18 protein-coding genes are annotated in these 19,494 nt (G+C 41.7%); 16 read left to right on the top strand and 2 right to left on the bottom strand.

The window, feature by feature from the left end; all coding sequences use genetic code 11:
* Nucleotides 1-93 precede the first annotated feature (93 nt).
* Both KH400_RS10965 and KH400_RS10960 read left to right on the top strand, forming a co-directional pair.
* On the top strand, nt 94-912 hold the full coding sequence (locus KH400_RS10965; RefSeq protein WP_217224593.1) for a patatin-like phospholipase family protein: 819 nt from the start codon (nt 94-96) through the stop codon (nt 910-912).
* The gene (locus tag KH400_RS10960) at nt 878-1,924 is read left to right on the top strand and encodes a SepM family pheromone-processing serine protease (protein ID WP_217224591.1); all 1,047 of its coding nucleotides are present in this window, start codon (nt 878-880) and stop codon (nt 1,922-1,924) included. The genes KH400_RS10965 and KH400_RS10960 overlap by 35 nt, the downstream gene beginning before the upstream one ends.
* An 18-nt stretch (nt 1,925-1,942) precedes the next feature.
* On the opposite strand, the gene KH400_RS10955 is transcribed toward KH400_RS10960, so the two are convergent.
* On the bottom strand, nt 1,943-3,181 hold the full coding sequence (locus tag KH400_RS10955) for a nucleotidyltransferase (RefSeq protein WP_217224589.1): 1,239 nt from the start codon (nt 3,179-3,181) through the stop codon (nt 1,943-1,945).
* Between the two features lie 338 nt (nt 3,182-3,519).
* Here KH400_RS10955 and KH400_RS10950 point away from each other — a divergent pair, with 338 nt between their 5' ends.
* From KH400_RS10950 to KH400_RS10935, 4 genes are all read left to right on the top strand, one after another.
* Nucleotides 3,520-4,032 carry a YceD family protein gene (locus KH400_RS10950; RefSeq protein WP_217224588.1) on the top strand — a complete coding sequence of 171 codons (513 nt, stop codon included), beginning with the start codon at nt 3,520-3,522 and terminating at the stop codon, nt 4,030-4,032.
* Between the two features lie 79 nt (nt 4,033-4,111).
* Entirely contained in the window at nt 4,112-4,285 is a 174-nt protein-coding gene (gene rpmF, locus KH400_RS10945) for a 50S ribosomal protein L32 (RefSeq protein WP_217224647.1), read from the top strand.
* A 151-nt stretch (nt 4,286-4,436) separates the two neighbouring features.
* On the top strand, nt 4,437-5,210 hold the full coding sequence (locus KH400_RS10940; RefSeq protein ID WP_217224587.1) for an enoyl-CoA hydratase/isomerase family protein: 774 nt from the start codon (nt 4,437-4,439) through the stop codon (nt 5,208-5,210).
* A 128-nt stretch (nt 5,211-5,338) separates the two neighbouring features.
* Nucleotides 5,339-5,992 (top strand): RsfA family transcriptional regulator, encoded by a 654-nt coding sequence (locus tag KH400_RS10935; protein ID WP_217224586.1) that lies wholly within the window; start codon nt 5,339-5,341, stop codon nt 5,990-5,992.
* 86 nt (nt 5,993-6,078) lie between these two features.
* On the opposite strand, the gene KH400_RS10930 is transcribed toward KH400_RS10935, so the two are convergent.
* Nucleotides 6,079-6,558 carry an N-acetyltransferase gene (locus KH400_RS10930; protein ID WP_217224585.1) on the bottom strand — a complete coding sequence of 160 codons (480 nt, stop codon included), beginning with the start codon at nt 6,556-6,558 and terminating at the stop codon, nt 6,079-6,081.
* Between the two features lie 359 nt (nt 6,559-6,917).
* On the opposite strand from KH400_RS10930, the gene KH400_RS10925 reads away from it, so the two are divergent.
* The 10 genes from KH400_RS10925 to KH400_RS10880 all read left to right on the top strand — a co-directional run bounded on the left by KH400_RS10925 (nt 6,918) and on the right by KH400_RS10880 (nt 19,485).
* Nucleotides 6,918-7,838: a 2-dehydropantoate 2-reductase gene (locus KH400_RS10925; RefSeq protein ID WP_217224584.1), complete on the top strand. Its 921-nt coding sequence runs from the start codon at nt 6,918-6,920 to the stop codon at nt 7,836-7,838.
* Nucleotides 7,835-8,221, top strand: coding sequence for a DUF3397 domain-containing protein (locus KH400_RS10920; protein WP_217224582.1), 387 nt, complete (start codon nt 7,835-7,837; stop codon nt 8,219-8,221). The genes KH400_RS10925 and KH400_RS10920 overlap by 4 nt, the downstream gene beginning before the upstream one ends.
* Nucleotides 8,222-8,311: 90 nt before the next feature.
* Nucleotides 8,312-9,934 carry a bacillithiol biosynthesis cysteine-adding enzyme BshC gene (gene bshC, locus KH400_RS10915; RefSeq protein ID WP_217224580.1) on the top strand — a complete coding sequence of 541 codons (1,623 nt, stop codon included), beginning with the start codon at nt 8,312-8,314 and terminating at the stop codon, nt 9,932-9,934.
* Nucleotides 9,935-10,088: 154 nt separating this feature from the next.
* On the top strand, nt 10,089-10,520 hold the full coding sequence (mraZ, locus tag KH400_RS10910; RefSeq protein WP_217224578.1) for a division/cell wall cluster transcriptional repressor MraZ: 432 nt from the start codon (nt 10,089-10,091) through the stop codon (nt 10,518-10,520).
* A gap of 125 nt (nt 10,521-10,645) precedes the next feature.
* Nucleotides 10,646-11,578: a 16S rRNA (cytosine(1402)-N(4))-methyltransferase RsmH gene (gene rsmH, locus KH400_RS10905; protein ID WP_217224645.1), complete on the top strand. Its 933-nt coding sequence runs from the start codon at nt 10,646-10,648 to the stop codon at nt 11,576-11,578.
* A gap of 9 nt (nt 11,579-11,587) precedes the next feature.
* Nucleotides 11,588-11,950, top strand: a complete 363-nt coding sequence (ftsL, locus tag KH400_RS10900; protein ID WP_246589505.1) for a cell division protein FtsL — start codon at nt 11,588-11,590, stop codon at nt 11,948-11,950.
* Between the two features lie 138 nt (nt 11,951-12,088).
* The gene (locus KH400_RS10895) at nt 12,089-14,272 is read left to right on the top strand and encodes a penicillin-binding protein (protein WP_217224576.1); all 2,184 of its coding nucleotides are present in this window, start codon (nt 12,089-12,091) and stop codon (nt 14,270-14,272) included.
* 155 nt (nt 14,273-14,427) lie between these two features.
* The gene (locus tag KH400_RS10890; RefSeq protein WP_217224575.1) at nt 14,428-16,353 is read left to right on the top strand and encodes a stage V sporulation protein D; all 1,926 of its coding nucleotides are present in this window, start codon (nt 14,428-14,430) and stop codon (nt 16,351-16,353) included.
* 301 nt (nt 16,354-16,654) lie between these two features.
* Nucleotides 16,655-18,121, top strand: coding sequence for a UDP-N-acetylmuramoyl-L-alanyl-D-glutamate--2,6-diaminopimelate ligase (locus KH400_RS10885; protein WP_217224573.1), 1,467 nt, complete (start codon nt 16,655-16,657; stop codon nt 18,119-18,121).
* Nucleotides 18,118-19,485 (top strand): UDP-N-acetylmuramoyl-tripeptide--D-alanyl-D-alanine ligase, encoded by a 1,368-nt coding sequence (locus tag KH400_RS10880; protein ID WP_217224572.1) that lies wholly within the window; start codon nt 18,118-18,120, stop codon nt 19,483-19,485. The genes KH400_RS10885 and KH400_RS10880 overlap by 4 nt, the downstream gene beginning before the upstream one ends.
* Nucleotides 19,486-19,494: the final 9 nt, after the last annotated feature.

Here is a 19,494-nt window from a genome sequence, read left to right as displayed (position 1 = left end):
CATGTCCCACTAAATACTATACGTATAGACATTGAATTTAGACCATATGATTGAAAACGGATGTGGGAAAACGTAAGATAGGAGATGGTATTTTTGTGTAGACCAAAAATTGGCCTAGCTTTAGGTTCAGGAGGAGTCAGAGGGTTTGCACATATTGGTGTGATAAAAGCACTGGCAGATGCAAAGATCCCTATAGATTATATAGCTGGGAGTAGTATGGGGGCATTGATCGGTAGCTTATATGGTGTTGGACATACACCTGAAGATTTACGTAAGTTTGCAACACTCTTTCGACGAAAATATTATGTTGATTTCACCGTCCCAAAGATGGGTTTTGTTTCGGGTAAAAAAGTAAAAGAACTGATTCATCTCCTTTCAAAAGGCAAACAGCTCCAAGATTTATCACCACCAGTCGCTGTTGTTGCTACAGATCTAATGAAAGGTGAACGTGTCGTCTTTAATGAGGGGAACCTCGCCGTGGCGACAAGAGCAAGCATATCGATACCAGGAATTTTTGTTCCAGAAAAAGTTGATGGCCGTTTGCTCGTTGATGGTGGCGTTATTGACCGAGTTCCGGTTACGGTGGTTAAGGAAATGGGAGCAGACGTAACGATTGCGGTTGATGTGTCTTTCTTTAATGTTGAGCCTGAAATTACTTCCATCTATGATGTGATTTTACAAAGTATGGATATTATGGAGCGTGAGATGGTTCGGCACCGTGAAATTGATTCGGATGTGATGATTCGCCCGATTGGGTACCAGCAAAGCTCGATCAACTTCACAAATGTTGAGACATTTATTGATCTTGGAGAAGAGGAAACAAAAAAGAAAATAAAAGATATTGAAAACATCATCAAAGCGTGGAAGGAGAACGGCAATGGTCACGAAGAAGAGCCCGAAGACAAACAATAAAAAGTGGGTAATATTGATTGTTATCTTGTTAGCAATCCACTTTTATCAACTTCCTTACTACTATACCCAACCAGGAGATGCGAAAGTATTAGCTTCAATTATTAATATCGAGGATGGCTATGAAGAAGATGGTTCCTTTATGTTAACAACCGTACAAATGGGGAAGGCTAATTTATTATTTTACACATGGGCCCAATTTAGTGATTACCGGGAGTTGTTTAAGGAAGAAGAAATTCGGCGCCCTGATGAATCAGATGCTGAATACCACCATCGTCAATTGATGATGATGACTAGCTCACAGGAAGCAGCGAAAATTGTTGCTTATACACATGCAGGTAAGCAAATTGATTATGATTATCGTGGTGTGCTAGTGACAAGTACGATTGAGGGGATGCCTGCAGAAGAGCATCTACAACTAGAGGATCGGATCATTGCAGTAGATGGTGAACATATTCAAACGACCGATGAATTGCTAGCGTTACTTGGTGATAAGGCGATCGGTGATAACGTACATTTAACCGTGAACCGGAATGAAGAAGAGTTTGATGTTACGTTGTCAGTGGCTCCATTTCCTAAAGAATATGGAGCTGAGGAAGGTGCAGGTGGTATTGGGATTGCTTACCCAGTAACTGATCGGTCTCTTCTTCTAGATCCAGATGTATCAATCGATACGGATCAAATTGGTGGGCCATCGGCTGGTTTGATGTTCTCCTTACAAATTTATAACAAATTAATTGAAGAGGACATTACAAAAGGGTATCCAATCGCTGGTACAGGCACGATCAATGAAGAAGGTGTTGTTGGCAGTATTGGTGGGGTTAAGCAAAAAGTAGTTGCAGCCGATCGAGCAGGAGCGCATGTGTTTTTTGCCCCAAATGAGGGTGGTAGAGTAGGTTCCAATTACGAACAAGCAGTCGAAGCTGCAGATGATATCGGTACACATATGAAGATTGTTCCTGTTGATACGTTTGAGGATGCGTTGTCGTATTTACAACAGTTAGAACTGGATTAAATGGAAACACAGGTGCATTTATTTAAAAGCACCTGTGTTTTTATTATAACGGATGGGTGGTGTAGCGTATTCTTGTTTGTGTAAGTATTGTTGTTGCTTCTGTGAGAGAGCAAGGGAATAAATCGATGCTGCCTTTTGATCGATCGTAAGCATTGGGTGATGATGTTGCGAAACAGTCGACACGATGGGTGTGTCGAGCTGTTTTTTGATCGATCGTAAATAGGTTTGGCCGACATCACTCATTCCTAACAATCGAAGGTAGGGAGCTTGTGGAAACGAAACGGCCTGTTGCATGTCTTCTTTTGTTGTGTTCGTCAGGATATGCAAACAGAGTCGTTGTAACCTGTTCCAAGTGTAGCGTTTCGTTTTGATCGCTTTCATAAACGATGAAAACGAGTCAGATGTTGAGATCATTTGTTTTACACGATTTTCCAATCCTTCTTCGGCTTCATAGATCAAGTGAATTTGTTGGCTCGTCATCGTTAGTAAGCGATACTTTAAAAACTGAAAATAATCTTCCCAAGCGTGAAAGTTTCCGTACGTGTTCTTGTAATCGACAAGGTGCTCCTTAGTAAATGGAGGGATCACCCCTTCGATGGTTGCAATTTTCCCTTGATCGTGCAATTGATTCCGTATGCTTGTGGCACTTGCGATTTTTTCGTCTGTCACTTCTTTGTCGTGATAACCTGCGGTGTGTCGAGCGATCGTATGCGCTTTGATCGAAAGCCTTTGATCCCGAATGGCTTTTATATAATGATAGCCCAAGATGTTGTTTGGTTGCGACAAATCAAGGAGCTCATCACTTTGAGTGATGGCTTGAAACGCCAGAGCTGCTGCCTTAGGATAGCTATTTCCTTCTTTTATATAATACTGTACATAATACTCGTACGATTGTTTATGTTCGTCCATAAACGAGACAAGTTGATGAAATTGACGAATATCACCGGATTCGCTCCCGAAGCAGATCGCGTCTGTACCAAGTGCTCCTAAGATAGAAACCGCTCCGCTTGCGAACTGTTCTGCTTTTTGAGTCGAGTATACATAAGGCAATTCAATGACGAGATCTGCCCCTCCTTGAAGCGCCATTTTCGTTCGCTGCCATTTTGAGACTAGCGCCGGTTCACCCCGTTGTAAAAAATATCCACTCATCACTGCAATAATAATATCCGCACCTGTAACTTTTTTCGTTTGTTGTAGATGATAATAATGTCCATTGTGAAATGGATTGTATTCGACGATTACGCCAGCCGATTTCATACGATCGTCTCCTTTAAGAACAATTTTATTTTGATCTACGAGTTGAAAAGTGTTAGAATGAGAACCCTAACAGAGGTTGTTCAAAAAGTCCGGTAAAATAACTGTCGAATTTCTTCATTGGCTTGCTCGTGCGCGGCTTGCGTATGAAAAGCATACGCTCCACTGCTCCTAGCTACACCGCCTAGAACTTCTCGGTTCTTTTTGAACACGCACTAAACGTTAACTCAACTTTATCGCATGTTTTGACCCTTTTTCAAGGAATGTTCGTGTAAAGTTGAAAGGTTGACAAATAATAAAGACATAGATATAATTACTCTTGTTGCCTTGAGGTGATCAATATGAAATGGACCATTCAACAATTAAATGCCTTGAAATCAAAAGGTATTACATTTGATGAGATCCTTGACTTATCTGAGATCAAAGAACGAGATCGTGAAATTCGTAACATTAGTCCAGTTCACGTGAAAGGGAAGGCTGAATTTTCAAGTGATATGGTTTCCTTTCCTTTAGTGATTCAAGGGACACTAACACTGCCATGTTCGCGAACATTAGCAGATGTTGAACTGCCATTTGATATTCATGTGACTGAAAACTTCCGCCTTAATGAATCTTATTTCACTGAAGAAGAGGACAGTGATGATGATATTCACATTGTCGAAGGTGAGCAAATTGATTTATTACCTTACATAAAAGAGCATATTCTTTTGCAAATTCCGATGCAGATTTTTAGTGAAGATGCAGAAGGAGAAGCGCCAAGCTCTGGTAAGGATTGGGAAGTTCTAACAGAAGCTGATAAAAAGAATCGGATCGATCCGAGATTGGCAGATTTAGCTAAGTTTTTTGACAAGTAATGTGAAAAATAGAAGCACCGGCTTTTAATTTCCGGCCTTCTTTTTATCATATTTAATATCCTGTAAGGAGGTGGGAATGATGGCAGTACCTTTTAGAAAGACTTCAAAAACTCGCAAAAATAAGCGCCGTACTCACTATAAATTAGAAGTACCAGGTATGGTAAAGTGCCCTGAGTGTGGAGAATTAAAACTTGCTCACCGTGTATGTAAAGAATGCGGTTCATACAAAGGCCAAGATGTATTGAACAAGTAAGGTGAAGCGATTTAAGATGTAAGCAAGGAGGACAACTCCTTGCTTATTTTTATATCCAGTCTGGCTGTAAGCGATGTTTTTTGTATTCAAACGACCTCTATGTAACTACTATAATAAAAAACGTACATGTTTATGAAGGGAGAGGGAGATTTTGTCGAAAGTAGTTGTAGAACGTAATCATGGACTTGTTTGGGTGACATTGAATCGACCCTATAAACGAAATGCAGTCGATTATGATGTGATGGAAGAATTAGATCAGGTATTAGATGAGGTTGAAGACAATCAGGACGATAAGGTGCTCGTGATTACCGGACAAGGCAATGAAGCATTTTGTTCTGGTGGGGATGTAGCTCTTTTCCAAGACCTTTATACAAAAAAGCAGGCATTTCCGATGTTATCAAAGATGGGGAAGGTCTTGTATCGATTATTTTTCTTTCCGAAACCGACCGTTGCTGCGATAAATGGTACAGCTGTTGGTGGGGGCTGTGAGCTTGCGACGGCGTGTGACTTTCGTGTGGCTGCTAGTACAGCGAAAATTGGATTTGTTCAAGGGACGCTGGGGATTACAACTGGGTGGGGCGGTTCAACGTTGCTTTATGAACGCTTACCTGCAACGGTTGCTATGGAGTTGTTAATGACGTGTAAGGTGATGACAGCTCAGCATGCAAATGAAACCGGTTTCGTGCAGCATGTCGTTTCTGGTGATGACTTTAGAGCGGATGTTGAATCGTACCTACGCCCGTATACGAGACAAAGTGTAGCGGTTCTACAAGCCTATAAAAAACGCTTTACAGACTCGTATGATAAAGCGGAAGTGAAAGAGCGTTTTTATAAAGAAATTGATCATTGTTCTACCTTGTGGGCATCGGATGAGCATCATGAGGCGGTCGAACGTTTCTTGAATAAATCAACAGCTAGTAAGTGAGCATCCTATATTTGATTGCATTTTCGAATAGAAGTACAAAAACTAGGACATAATCCTTTAATAGAAGTGAAGTCTATCTTATCTACCATATGCATATGGATAGACAAAAGACGTATTGGAGGGATTGTATGTCTATGGTTCGTCAAGATGCATGGAGCAGTGATGAGGATCTTATCCTAGCAGAAGTTGTTTTGCGTCATATCCGAGAAGGTAGTACCCAGTTAGCGGCGTTTGAAGAAGTGGGGGAACGCTTGTCACGTACGGCTGCCGCTTGTGGGTTTCGTTGGAACTCAGCAATTCGGAAAAAATACGAAGCTGCGATATCTCTAGCAAAGAAGCAGCGTAAGAAAGCGCAGCGAGAGTTAGTAGATGACCAATCACAACTACATGCCGTCGAAGCGGCAGCTGAAACGAATGTTTACGATAAGGTTGAAGCGAGTGGAATTGATCTCGAACAAACGAGTTCCGAAGAAAAAGAGGTGAGCAAAGGACCCTCAACGAATCGTGAGTTAACGTTTGATGATGTTATTTCATTTTTGCAAACCCAAAGGGATGAAGCAGGACATGAGCTGTATACGATCAACGAAAATAACGAGCTTCGTAAACAGGTTGAAGCGCTTCAGCGCGAAAATGATGAGTTAAAAGCGCGTTTACATGGGTTAGAGAAGGACAATGAAGTGATAAACGAAGACTATAAAGCTTTGATTGGTATTATGGAACGGGCGCGTAAGATGGCGATTATCGATGAAGCTCCTAGCAAACAAGAACGTGTTAAGCGTTGAAGTGCAAGAAGATATAGAAAATCCCCTATCTACAGTTATGTGAAGAGATAGGGGATTTCTAGATTCATTTTGGGTTTAAGCGTTTGTTAGTCCTTTTTTTGCTCCTTTACACCTTCGGGGAACCAGACGTATGGGTTTTCACCGCGGTCGCGCTGTTCTTGATAAGTAATTGCTTCAAAGCCCATTTTCTCCCAAAAGTGAGAAGAACGTTGCCTTGCGTTTGTTTTTATAGGTAAATTAAATGATTTTGCATGATTTACAAGTGCTGTTCCAAACCCTTTGCTTCGATATGGTTCAAGTACTTCTAGTTTCCAAAGCTCTAGGTAATCTTGTCGTGGCTCAAAATAACGATCGAATTTCCCTTCTATTAAATACAAACTCATTCTAGCAACAAGCTTATTGCCGAAGTAAATCCCATAAAAGGGCGATTCGCTATCGTTTTCAATAATGTTTCCTTCGAGGTCCTCTTTCATTGATAGCTCTTGGATCCCGTATTCACGGAAATCCTGAAAGTCTTCTAATGTTTTAAAATTAATCAGTAATCGTTCAACTTTGATGCTGTCCATTACTGTTCCTCCTCTCGAAACTTGTCATTCTAGTATTTATTTTACTACAAAAATATATCAAAGATAAACAGAAATTAAAAAATTATAAGAAATCTTTACTAAAAGTGCGTATTCAAAAAGAGGTTCAAGGCGGCGTAGCTTGGAGTAGTGGAGGGTATACTTTTCTTGCGTGAGCCGCGTACGAGCAAGTCAACGTAGAAAATTGACAGTCATTTTTACATATATCCGTTTAAAGCAAACCACGAAAAATGTATTAGTTAAGTATGAACAAATATAGAGGTGAATGATCGGTGCTCGCCAAGTTTTCGTAAGTATGGTATGTTTTTGTTTAAATGAAACTGTGTAGGGGATGAGAAGTTTTGAAAATTGGAGTAATTGGTGCGGGTGCAATAGGATTATTGATCGCCAGCTACTTAGATGATTGTGGTCACCGGGTAACGGTATATACGAAAAGAGCTGAACAAGCGGAGCGGATTTCAGGTGTCGGTATCCGTCGTTCGGTTTGGCAAATGACAACGACGCATGACGTGCGTGCAGTGCCTTTTTCTGCTGATGCAGTAGAGGCAGAGGAGATCGTTTTTATTGCATTGAAACAATATCAGTTGGCGGAACATAGAGAAGAAGTGGAGAAACTTACCCGAAAAGTTGGTGCTCTAGTTTTTTTACAAAATGGGATGTCACATCTTTCAATTGTAGAAGCGCTTAGTGAATGTAAGGTTTACCTTGGTATTGTAGAGCATGGCGCCTTGAAAACATCAGAGCATGAGGTTATTCATACTGGTGCTGGGTGTCTGAAGGTTGGTATCTACCGTCAAGAGCGTAAACGAGATCGCGAGCTCTTCACTCAATTAACAGAGGTTGGTTTTTCGACTATGATTCAGTCTGATTGGGAGATGATCATGAAGCAAAAGTTGGTTGTCAATGCTGTGATCAACCCACTTACCGCCCTTTATCGTGTGAATAACGGGCAGTTGATGACAAACACTTCGATGAAAACAAATATGTACCGTTTGTATAAAGAGGCTATAAGCGTATTAGGGATTGAACAAATCGACCTTTGGGAACAGGTGTGTGCGGTTTGTGAGCAAACATCTACAAACCGGTCCTCAATGTTACGAGACATTGAATTGAACCGTAAGACTGAAGTTGATGCGATTACGGGTTATCTGGTGAAACAGGCTGATGACCGAGGTCTGACTGTTCCGTATACTCGCTTTGTTTATGATAGTATCAAAGGGCTCGAATCTAAACAAAAAGAGGCAAGGGGGGAGGAACGTTGAGTAGTGCCTTAGCTTGGTTGATGGCGACGGTGATTACCTTGCCGCTGTTTGGCTGGTATCTCGTTTATCTATTTACGGTTAAATTAACCCGAAAGAAATCGAAGGCGATCCGGGTAGCATCGGATGTTTCTACTCTGTTTTTAATATGTGCTGTCTATTTTATTATGTATGAACTGTGGGGGCAGTCGTTTCTTTGGTTACTTATGATTATCATACTAATGGTGGCGATTGTTTTTACGCTGCTGCATTGGAAGTTATCTGATGATATCCATATGGTACGCCTCATTCGTGGGATTTGGCGATTTAACTTCCTTTTATTTGCAATTGGCTATGTCTGTCTAAGTGTGTATGGGCTAGTGATTAGTGCGGTGGGGATTATATGAAAACTAGCGAGCAAAGTTGTTGGTTGTTTTTGTAATCTTTGCTATAATGACAGTCGGTTGAAACCATCACCAATGAAGGGGCGTTTATCTATGATTGTGAAAGATGTAGAGCTTTCACCAAAAACGAAGGTAGCTAATGATTACATAAATCAACAGAACGTCACTCGTTTTTTTGATTATGGTTTTAGTGATGAGTGTCTTGCCAAACGTTATCACGATCTACAGGCGAGGTCATATGAGCGTAAACGTTTGGTTTCTCACTTGAAAATGTATAATAAGCAGTTCTTATACCACGAAGGCGCACTAACAGAAGTTGATAAGCTAGCAGATGAAAAGAGTGTTGCTGTCGTTGGGGGGCAGCAAGCAGGCATCTTGACTGGACCACTATATACCATTCATAAAGTGTTGACGATTCTAAATGTAGCACATAAACAAGAGCAAAAGCTTGGTGTTCCGGTTGTTCCGCTTTTTTGGATTGCGGGAGAGGATCACGATTTTGATGAAATTAATCATCTATTTGTCACAAAAGGTGATCAGCTAAAGAAACATGTTATTCCGCAAGCAACGAACAAAGCCCCAGCTTCTACCATTCATATGGATCAATCACTTGTGCAGGAGTGGGTAACAGATTTGTTTCGTTATTTCGGTGAAACGAAATCTACAAAGGAAATACTTCTTAAACTTGAAGAGCTGATTGAACGTTCGTCCACGTATGTCCATTTCTTTGCGGAAGTTATTCGTTGGTTATTCAAGGATACGAACCTTGTGCTGATTGACTCAGGGGATGAACAGTTGCGTACGATTGAATCTCCTCATTTTAAGCAAATGATTGAACAAAATGAGCAGATTCAGACGAGTTTTTTAGCGCAAGCAGAGAAATTACAAGCAATGGGGTACGGGACACCGATTGAACTTGCAAATGATCAGGCGAATTTATTTTATTTACATGATGGTCAGCGACAGCTGCTAAAACGAGATGCTGAAGGTACTTATTATTTTTCGAAAAATGAAGCTGTAAGGTTTTCGCAGGTTGAACTGTTAGAGATTGCAGAAAAAGAACCTCAGCGCTTAAGTAACAATGTTGTGACAAGACCACTGATGCAAGAAATGGTTTTACCAGTATTAGCTTTTGTGGCTGGTCCGGGTGAAATTGCATATTGGGCCACGTTGAAACAAGTTTTTCATTCCTTTCATTACACGATGCCTCCATTAATCCCGCGAATGAATATAACCATTGTTGATCGTGAAAGTGGAAAATGGCTCGAAAAAAAAGGTTTGGCGCTTGAAACGGTCTTACAAGAAAGTCTTCAAGCGGAGAAGGAACGCTGGTATCGTGAGCAGAGACAGTGGGATGTCTCTACTGTTGCTAATGATGTCATCGCTCAAGTGGAGCAGGCGCATGAAAGATTACGTTCGCTCGCGACGGACATCGATCCTGGCTTAGCAGCTTTATCGGAGAAAAATGGACAAAAAATTCATTCGGAAGTTCGTTTCTTAGAACAGAAAATGGAAGAGAGAATTCGTGAAGGGTATGAGGTTGAATTGCGGCGTTACGATCATGTAGAACGCCATTTATCACCCCTTGGTGGGGCTCCGCAAGAACGCATCTGGAATATTTTTTATTTTTTAAATCTATATGGATCAGACTTTTTGACTAGGATGAGTCGTGTCGACTTTCCGCAAACTCATTCACATAAGGTCATATATGTCTAAAAAGTTGAATTAAAATAGCCGAAAGGACTATTTTTAAAATCCTGCTCTTATGAGCAGGATTTTTTTTGAAATTAGAGAAATTTAAAAGTGAAGTGGTACAAAGTGGAGGGGTGTGGTAAATTAAAGGTAGATTGTGGAGAGGATGGACCAGCCTATGTTCATGGGGGAGTATCAACACAATATAGATGAGAAGGGACGAATCATTATCCCGGCGAAATTCCGTCAAGCTCTTGGTGAGACCTTTGTGATGACGCGGGGACTCGACCATAGTTTATTTGTGTATCCCTATGAAGAATGGCAAAAGCTTGAAGCGAAGTTAAAGGACTTGCCGTTTACAAAAAAGGATGCCAGAGCCTTTACTCGATTTTTCTTCTCGGGTGCGACAGAATGCGAATTAGATAAACAGGGGAGAGTAACCATTGTATCCCCCCTTCGTCATTATGCGGATCTGAAGAAAGAGTGTGTAGTGATTGGTGTTTCTAATCGGGTGGAAATCTGGAGTAAAGCGATCTGGGAGAAATACTTTGCTGAAGCGGAAGAATCCTTTTCAGAGATTGCCGAAAATATTGTTGATTTTGATTTGTAGGTACAGAGTAACGCTTCAAACAAGGATAAGAAGGTGGGGCTCCGCCCCGAGGAGGCCTTCACTGACAAATGTGTACATGTTTGGTAAGTAAGACAGCAAAGTTTAACAGAAAAGAAGGTGGAAATATGTTCGATCACGTAACGGTTCTGAAGGAAGAATCCGTCAACGGGTTACAAATAAAGCCAGGTGGCATCTATGTTGATTGTACATTAGGTGGTGCAGGTCATAGTGAGTTGATTTTATCAAAACTTACAGAGGGGGGGCACCTCTATGCTTTTGATCAAGATGATGTAGCCCTTGCCAACGCTAGAGAGAAGTTGAATCATTATGAGGGGAGATTCACCCTCATTAAAAGTAATTTTCGTTTTCTTCGTCAAGAGCTAGAAGAACGAGGGGTTTTATCGGTAGATGGGGTGTTGTTTGACCTCGGTGTGTCATCACCTCAGCTTGATGAAGCGGAAAGGGGCTTTAGTTATCACCAAGATGCTCCACTTGATATGCGTATGGATCAAAGCTCAGAGTTGACGGCTTACAAGGTTGTGAATGAGTGGGAGTATTCCCGGTTAGTGAAAACAATTTATCGTTATGGGGAAGAGAAATTTGCAAAACAGATTGCAAGGAAAATTGAAAACGCCCGAGAGAAGAAAGCCATTGAAACGACAGGTGAATTGGTAGAGCTCATTAAGGAAGCGATCCCAGCCCCAGCAAGAAGGACAGGAGGTCACCCTGCAAAACGAACGTTCCAAGCGATTCGGATTGCAGTGAATGATGAACTTACTGCCTTTGAGGAGGCGCTTGAGGACACGATTTCGATGTTAAACCATGGAGGTAGGGTGTGTGTAATTACGTTTCACTCCTTAGAGGATCGGATCTGTAAGGATATGTTTAAAGAAGCCAGTAAAGGGCCGGATTTACCTCCAGGATTACCGGTCATACCAGAAGGATATGAACCTGAATTAAAAGTGGTTACTAGAAAGCCAATCATACCTAGCGAAGAAGAAGTAAAAGGAAATAAACGAGCACGCTCATCTAAGTTGCGTATTGCTGAAAAACAATAAGGGGGTATAATGATGGGGAATCTTGCACGTGACATTCAACAACAGCAAAGGACTGAACAAAAGCAGGTTAAGAGGCAAGTTCGCAAGACTGGGAAAATGACGATTACTAGAGGAGAAAAAGTACTATGGTCGATGTTGCTTGTGGGAGTTGTTGTACTTGTTTCAATTATGGTTACAAACTTCGCGACGATTTACGCTGTTAATAAAGATATTCATTCATTAGAGCGTTCCATCTCACAGCAAGCAAATGTCAATGATGGCCTGCAGCTACAAGTGATTGAATTAAGTGCTCCAGATCGAATTTTACATATTGCTACTGAAGAGTTAGGCATGACCCTTGATGATAATAAGGTGCGGGTAATTCAAAACTAGTCCGAATTCGGACTAGTTTTTTCGCTAGTCTTAACAGAAAAAAATAGTGCTATGAACGTTCAGGGGCTATATAACAGATCATAGAGTTAGTATAATAAAATAGGTAAATTGAATTGATAAGGATGGATGTGAAAACTTGTGGAGGAGAAACGAAATGTCGCATTTAACTACCGAGCGATTTTGTTGTTAGCTTTCTTTCTGTTGTTATTTTCCGGTTTGTTTGGTCGTATTGTCTATCTTCAAGTAACAAAAGAAGCTCATGGGCAAGATTTACAAGCATTGGCGGAAGAACGATGGACGAGAGAGACGGTGCTAGAAGGAAGAAGAGGAACGATTTTTGATCGAAATGGAGGAACCCTTGCTCAGGAGATCAGTTCCTATACCGTATATGCGGTTCTAGATGAAAGCTATCCAAATTCAGTTAGGGACCCGCGTCGAACAGCTGAAGAGTTGGGGCCTGTACTAGATATACCTGTTGACGAACTTGAACAGCGTTTGGAGGCAGGAATCGCTAATGAACGATTTCAAGTAGAATTTGGGGTCCGTGCGAAGCATTTAAGCTTTGAGAAGAAAGAGGAGGTTGAAACACTCGAGTTGCCTGGAATCTTATTTCGAAAAGAGCCACGTCGCTATTATCCTAAGCAAACCTATGCCTCTCATGTTCTTGGTTATACCGATCGTGATATGGGGAATGCGAGAATGGGATTAGAAAGTAGCTTGAATGATTTTCTCGTTCCTGAAGATGGGTTTGTTCGCTATCAAAGTGATCGTACAGGGGTAAGGTTGCCAAGCCCAAATGAGACGATTCAGGAGCCAAAGCATGGCTATGATGTATATTTAACTCTTGACTCGAATATTCAGACGGCACTTGAGCAAACGATGACTCAGGTTGAAGAGCAGTATGAACCAGAGCGAATGATTGCGATTGTCGCAGATCCGAAATCAGGTGAAATATTAGCGATGAGTAATCGTCCTAGTTTCAATCCGAATCTTTATGAACAGATCACTAATTATACGAATTATGCTGTGTCCGACCGATTTGAGCCGGGATCTACATTTAAAGTATTTACGCTAGCAGCGGCGATAGAAGAAGGAGTATATAACGGTGAGGATACGTTCCAATCAGGAAGTTACCAAGTGTTTGACAGATATATATCCGATCATAACTATGGTCGAGGCTGGGGTGAAATTACGTATAATGAAGGCGTGCAGCGGTCATCGAATGTTGCCTTCTCAAAACTTGTGATGGAAGACCTCGGTCGTGAAGCCTTTTACGAATACATTGAACGCTTTGGATTCACAGAGCCGACAGGGATTGACTTACCGAATGAAGCAACAGGGCTAATTGCCAACCAGTATCCGATTGATGCGGCAACGACTGCGATTGGACAAGCGACAGCTGTTACGCCCATTCAGCAAATTCAAGCGGCAACAGCAGTTGCCAATGGTGGCAAAATGATGAAGCCGTATGTGATTGACCGAATTGTTAACCCTGAAACAGGAACAGTTGTGCGTGAAACAGAAGCAGAGGTGGCTGGAGAGCCAATCTCAGAGCAAACAGCAGCTGAGGTTCGGGATATTTTAGAAACGGTTGTCACATCCCCTGCTGGTACCGGGAAACCATACTACATCGAAGGTTTTGAAGTAGCAGGTAAGACAGGTACTGCACAAATTCCAGATCCTGAAGGTGGTTATCTATCAGGTGGAAATCAAAATATCTTTTCGTTTATTGGTATGGCACCAAAAGATGACCCACAAGTTGTCGTCTATGTTGCTGTAGATCGTCCGAAGTTGGAGCCAACTGAAGTAGGTTCAGCACCTGTTTCAAATGTGTTTAACAGTGTGATGAAGCACAGTTTACAATATTTAAATATCACACCAACCATAGAAGAGATTGAAGAAAAAGCTGAAGAAGGGGTCTTAATCGAGGATTATCAAGGGCAGCCGATTGCGTCTGTAAAAGAGGAGTTAGAAGCAGAAGGTGTGGATGTTACGGTCGTCGGAACTGGCTCGGCCGTTGAAGATCAAATGCCACTTGTTGGCTCACATGTATTTGCAGGTGAAAGAGTAATTCTGCGCTCCGATGGGCAACGGTGGGAGATGCCAGACCTTGAAGGGTGGTCACTACGCGATGTGATGAAATTTTCACAAGTGATGGAGCTGCAACCGAATCTAGTCGGTTCAGGGTTCGTTGTCGATCAAAGCATAGCTCCAGGTAGCGAGATCCAAATTCGTGATTACCTTGCTGTTGAGCTACGAAAGCCAAATGAGGTGATCGAGGAATCTTTAGATGATGAAGATCAACTACCAATAATAGAATAAAACCCACCCTAGTGGTTATGAGCACTGAAAGGCTAATAAGCACGGACGATTCGAGAGGCTCTCAGGTTCTAAACGTTTACGTACAAGCATATAGTGAAACAAGCTATTCTAGCTGATGATAGAAGGCATTAGCAAGTAAATTGGAGGTACATGCAGTGCGAGTATCTAATGTGACGGTACGTAAACGGCTAATTTTCGTTTTATTGGTTGGTCTCCTTGTGTTTACCATTATTGCCATCCGGCTCGGTTATGTGCAGTTTGCCCTTGGAGATTGGTTAACGGATCAAGCGGAAGACTCTTGGAGCCGTAATATTCCGTTTGAGGCAAAGAGAGGTGAAATTCTGGACCGAAATGACACAGTGTTAGCGACAAATGTCAGTGCGCCTTCTGTTCTTGTCGTCCCAAGGCAAGTGACAAACCCATCTGAAGCAGCTGAAAAATTGGCAGTAACCCTTAATATGGATCGGGAAAGAGCCTATGAATTTTTGACAAAACAGGAATCGATTGTCCGCATTAATCCGGAAGGTAGAAAAATTGATAAACAAAAGGCGAGTGAAGTTCGGGCCCTCGATATTGATGGGGTTTATATTGCCGAAGATAGCTTACGTCATTATCCGAATGGAAAGTACCTTTCTCATGTGCTTGGGTTCGCAGGTATTGATAATCAAGGGTTAACGGGACTCGAACTCTATTATGACGAACGGCTTAACGGGGAAGATGGCCATGTGTCCTTCTTTTCAGATGCAAAAGGGCAACGGATGCCTGATTTAGCAGATGAGTATACCCCCCCGGTTGATGGATTAAATTTAAGGTTAACGGTCGATACTAGAGTGCAAACCATCCTTGAACGAGAGCTAGACATTGCTGAAGCACAGTATAATCCAGATGGGGCGATTGGAATTGCGATGAACCCGAATACCGGTGAAATCCTTGGGATGTCGAGTCGACCACATTTTAATCCTGAAAATTTCCAAGAGGTCCCACCTGAAGTGTATAATCAAAATAAGCCGGTTTGGAGTCAATATGAACCGGGGTCGACGTTTAAGATTATCACGTTAGCAGCGGCGATTGAAGAAGGTGAAGTTGACTTAGAAAAAGATACGTTTAATGATCCGGGATTTATTGAAGTCTCTGGACATCGTCTGCGATGTTGGAAAAAAGGTGGACATGGTGAGCAAACATTTTTAGAGGTCGTACAAAACTCCTGTAACCCTGGTTTTGTTACATTAGGTGAACGTTTAGGAAAAGATCGTTTATTTGATTACATTGAAGGCTTTGGCTTTGGAGAGAAAACAGGGATTGACCTTCAAGGTGAAGGGAAAGGGATTTTATTTGATCGCGATCGGGTTGGCCCTCTAGAGCAAGCGACGACCGCATTTGGTCAAGGAGTTTCAGTTACACCGCTTCAACAAGTGACAGCCGTTTCAGCAGCGATTAACGGAGGGTACTTATATCAACCATTTATAGCAAAAGAATGGGTTGATCCTGAAACGGGAAAAGTGGTAGATAGTCAAACACCGATCATGAAAGAACAAATCATCTCAGAAGAAACATCAAAAGAAGTTCGACATGCATTAGAACACGTCGTCGCACTAGGGACTGGAAAAGGTGCCTATGTTGATGGCTATCGTGTCGGGGGAAAGACAGGTACTGCACAAAAGGCCAAAGACGGTCAATACCTAAAGAATAATCACATTGTTTCTTTTATTGGCTTTGCCCCAGCCGATGATCCTGAAATCGTTGTCTATGTTGCGATTGATAATCCAAAAGACACGATGCAATTTGGTGGGGTTGTAGCTGCACCAATTGTTGGCAATGTCATCGGTGATAGTCTTCGGGCTTTAGGGGTTGAGAAACGTACGGATCAAATAGAAAAGGAACTTGACTGGAATGATGAGCCACTTGTAGAGGTGCCAGATTTAATTGGTAGAACGAAACGTGATCTCAATGAATCGTATTATGAACTCAATGTCAATGCATCTGGTGAAGGAGAAACCGTCCTTGCTCAGGCTCCGGAACCTGGGATAAAAGTAGAAGCAGGTTCAACAATTCGTATTTATATGGGTGACAAAAACGAATGATACGATTAAAATGGTGCTATGTGTATGAAGAGCCAAGTGTTTTATACCTTGGCTTTCTCATTCACTTTTTCCTTTTGCAAGTTTGGTCATAAATCCTAATATACATAAAAGTGATAAAAACATGTAAGCATACGACATAAAACTAGTGTGACTAGCGAATGGTTAGTGGAATGTTCACTGGTTAGGGTAGATCAAGAATCTTTTTCTAATTGAGAACAATCAGTAGTAGGGTGAGCTTGATCTAGTCTAAGGTACTTCTAGCAAAAAGGATTCTACAAGTTGAGATTGTGAGGTTATATACATGGTTGAATTAAATGAATTACTAAAATCATTCGTTCATTATGAAAAGATAGGTTCCGATAATCCACTCATAACATCGATAGAAATGGATTCACGTGAGGTAACGGAAGGCAGTTTGTTTATTTGTATCGATGGATATACCGTTGATGGGCACGACTTCGTTTCTCAAGCAGTTGATGCGGGGGCGGTCGCGGTTCTTGCCGAAAGAGCTGTTGAAACTTCGGTACCCGTGATCCTGGTTAAGGATACAAAACGTTCGATGGCAATTATTGCTAATGTGTTTTTTGACCACCCGACAAAGAAATTGAACCTGATTGGCGTGACCGGAACGAATGGGAAGACGACCATCACCCATTTAATAGAGAAAATTTTCAGTGATGCAGGTCAAAGAACAGGCTTAATCGGTACAATGTACACGAAAATTGGTGAAGAGACGACGGAAGCTGTAAATACTACGCCTGAGTCGTTACCTCTACAGAAAACATTTCGTCAGATGGTTGACAAAAATGTTGATACTGCGGTGATGGAAGTTTCTTCACATGCTCTTCACTTAGGGAGAGTTAGAGGTTGTGATTTTAATGTAGCGATTTTTACAAACTTGAGTCCCGATCACCTCGATTATCATGGAACGATGGAAGCGTACTTGCATGCTAAAGGCTTACTTTTTGCTCAACTAGGAAATACGTTTGGGGATCAAAAGAAAATAGCGGTTTTAAATCAAGATGACCCTGCCTCAAAAGAGCTCGAAAAAATGACAGCTGCCCATGTGATTAGCTATGGTTTTGATACGAAAAGTGATGTGATGGCCACAGATATCAAGATGACCGCAAATGGTACTCGTTTTACGATTAGTGCATTTAGTGAATCCGTTCAAGTCCAGTTAAAATTAATTGGTACATTCAGTGTCTATAACGTACTCGCAGCTACTGCTGCTGGCTTGGCGAGTGGGATTCGCTTATCACAAATTAAAGCAAGCCTAGAGGAAGTGGAAGGTGTTGCTGGAAGATTTGAAGTCGTTGATGCAGGTCAGTCCTATACCGTTATTGTGGACTACGCCCATACGGCTGATAGTTTAGAAAACGTCCTTTCAACGGTGAAAGAATTTGCAAAAGGTAGAGTTTATGTTGTGGTTGGCTGTGGTGGTGATCGAGATCGCTCGAAGCGTCCAAAAATGGCAGAAATCGCCGTAGATTTGGCGGATGTTGCCATCTTTACGTCTGATAATCCGCGAACAGAAGATCCAAAGGCGATTTTAGCCGATATGGAAGCAGGTGTTACTGGAAGAAATTATCTCGTGGAAATGGACCGAAAAAAAGCGATTGAATATGCCACTCGCGAGGCACGAAAAGACGATGTTGTGGTGATTGCCGGGAAAGGACATGAAACCTATCAAATTGTTGGCACCCAAAGCTATGACTTTGATGATCGCGAAGTGGCCAGAGCGGTGATTGAGAGGGGAAACATATGAAAGTAACTAGTTCACTGATCAAACAAATTTGCCTTAAAACAAAACACATAGATGATCATGATGGGACTGGATATGATCAGGTTACCATTGACAGTCGTGTATCGTTGGAGAATGGATTATTTGTTCCAATCGTCGGGGAACGTTTTGATGGTCATGACTTTTTAGAGGATGCGATCAAAAATGGCGCGTCAGCAACCCTTTGGCAGGAAGGGCATCCACTCCCAGACGATTTACCATCTCATGTGCATATCTATTTTGTAAAAGATACGCTACAGGCACTTCAGCAATTGGCAGAGCTCTACGTACAAGATATAAAGCCAATCGTTGTGGGTGTGACAGGGAGCAACGGAAAAACGACGACAAAAGATATCATCGAAAGCGTTGTGTCAAAATCATACCAAACCCATAAAACGGAAGGGAATTTTAATAACCATATCGGACTGCCATTAACGATTTTGGATATGCCACGAGAAACAGAATTGCTTATTTTAGAGATGGGTATGAGCGGTTTTGGTGAGATCTCATTTTTAAGTAAACTTGCCAAACCAAACTATGCCGTTGTGACCAATATCGGTGAGTCTCATATTGAACAGCTTGGTAGTAGAGAAGGAATAGCGAAAGCAAAGATGGAAATCGTCGATGGATTAAATTCAGGTGGTAAGGTGATCGTTGATGGTGATGAACCATTACTGACTCCATATTTGACTCCAAAAACCGTTTGTTGTGGGTATGGTGAGCGTAATGATGTTAGGATCACGTCAGTCAATGGTAATGAAAAGGGCTACGTATTCAAGCTAGCCAATGAAACGTCTTCATTTATGGTGCCGTTGTTAGGTAAGCACAATGTCAAAAATACTACATTTGCGATTGCGCTTGCTAGAGATCTAGCGATTGATGATCAGACGATCCAAGCAGGACTTGAGGAACTAGCGATAACGACGATGCGCTTGCAAACATTAAAAGGGAAGCGTAACGCGTTAATCGTCAATGATGCCTACAATGCGAGCCCGACGTCGATGATCGCAGCTGTTGAGACGATTAAGTCACTTAATAATTATATGAACAAAGTCGTTGTCTTAGGAGATATGTACGAATTAGGAAATGATGAAGAAGACCTGCATCGTTCGGTAGCTGCTTCGATTTCTGATCCGATTACGGCTGTCATTACGATTGGAGACAGAGGGCAATGGATTGCTGATGAATTACGCAAAGAAAACAGCCATACAATGGATATAAACTCTTATCAAACAAAGGAAGAAGCGATACCAATGATCGAAAGCTTGTTAGATGAAAATACAGTGATTCTATTCAAAGCATCACGTGGACTACAATTAGAAACCATCATTGAGAAAGTGACGTCTTAAGGGGAAGGG

The organism is Desertibacillus haloalkaliphilus (assembly GCF_019039105.1).
Taxonomy (GTDB): domain Bacteria; phylum Bacillota; class Bacilli; order Bacillales; family KJ1-10-99; genus Desertibacillus; species Desertibacillus haloalkaliphilus.
The sequence above is the reverse complement of the archived record's forward strand: the minus strand, read 5'-3'. Positions and strand labels throughout refer to the sequence as shown.

Excerpts from the sequence above, each read along its gene's own strand:
- KH400_RS10960 (WP_217224591.1), top strand. The coding sequence starts at position 878 with ATGGTCACGAAGAAGAGCCCGAAGACAAACAATAAAAAGTGGGTAATA.
- KH400_RS10955 (WP_217224589.1), bottom strand. The coding sequence starts at position 3,181 with ATGAAATCGGCTGGCGTAATCGTCGAATACAATCCATTTCACAATGGA.
- KH400_RS10950 (WP_217224588.1), top strand. The coding sequence starts at position 3,520 with ATGAAATGGACCATTCAACAATTAAATGCCTTGAAATCAAAAGGTATT.
- rpmF (WP_217224647.1), top strand. The coding sequence starts at position 4,112 with ATGGCAGTACCTTTTAGAAAGACTTCAAAAACTCGCAAAAATAAGCGC.
- KH400_RS10935 (WP_217224586.1), top strand. The coding sequence starts at position 5,339 with ATGTCTATGGTTCGTCAAGATGCATGGAGCAGTGATGAGGATCTTATC.
- KH400_RS10930 (WP_217224585.1), bottom strand. The coding sequence starts at position 6,558 with ATGGACAGCATCAAAGTTGAACGATTACTGATTAATTTTAAAACATTA.
- bshC (WP_217224580.1), top strand. The coding sequence starts at position 8,312 with ATGATTGTGAAAGATGTAGAGCTTTCACCAAAAACGAAGGTAGCTAAT.
- mraZ (WP_217224578.1), top strand. The coding sequence starts at position 10,089 with ATGTTCATGGGGGAGTATCAACACAATATAGATGAGAAGGGACGAATC.
- rsmH (WP_217224645.1), top strand. The coding sequence starts at position 10,646 with ATGTTCGATCACGTAACGGTTCTGAAGGAAGAATCCGTCAACGGGTTA.
- ftsL (WP_246589505.1), top strand. The coding sequence starts at position 11,588 with ATGATGGGGAATCTTGCACGTGACATTCAACAACAGCAAAGGACTGAA.
- KH400_RS10885 (WP_217224573.1), top strand. The coding sequence starts at position 16,655 with ATGGTTGAATTAAATGAATTACTAAAATCATTCGTTCATTATGAAAAG.
- KH400_RS10880 (WP_217224572.1), top strand. The coding sequence starts at position 18,118 with ATGAAAGTAACTAGTTCACTGATCAAACAAATTTGCCTTAAAACAAAA.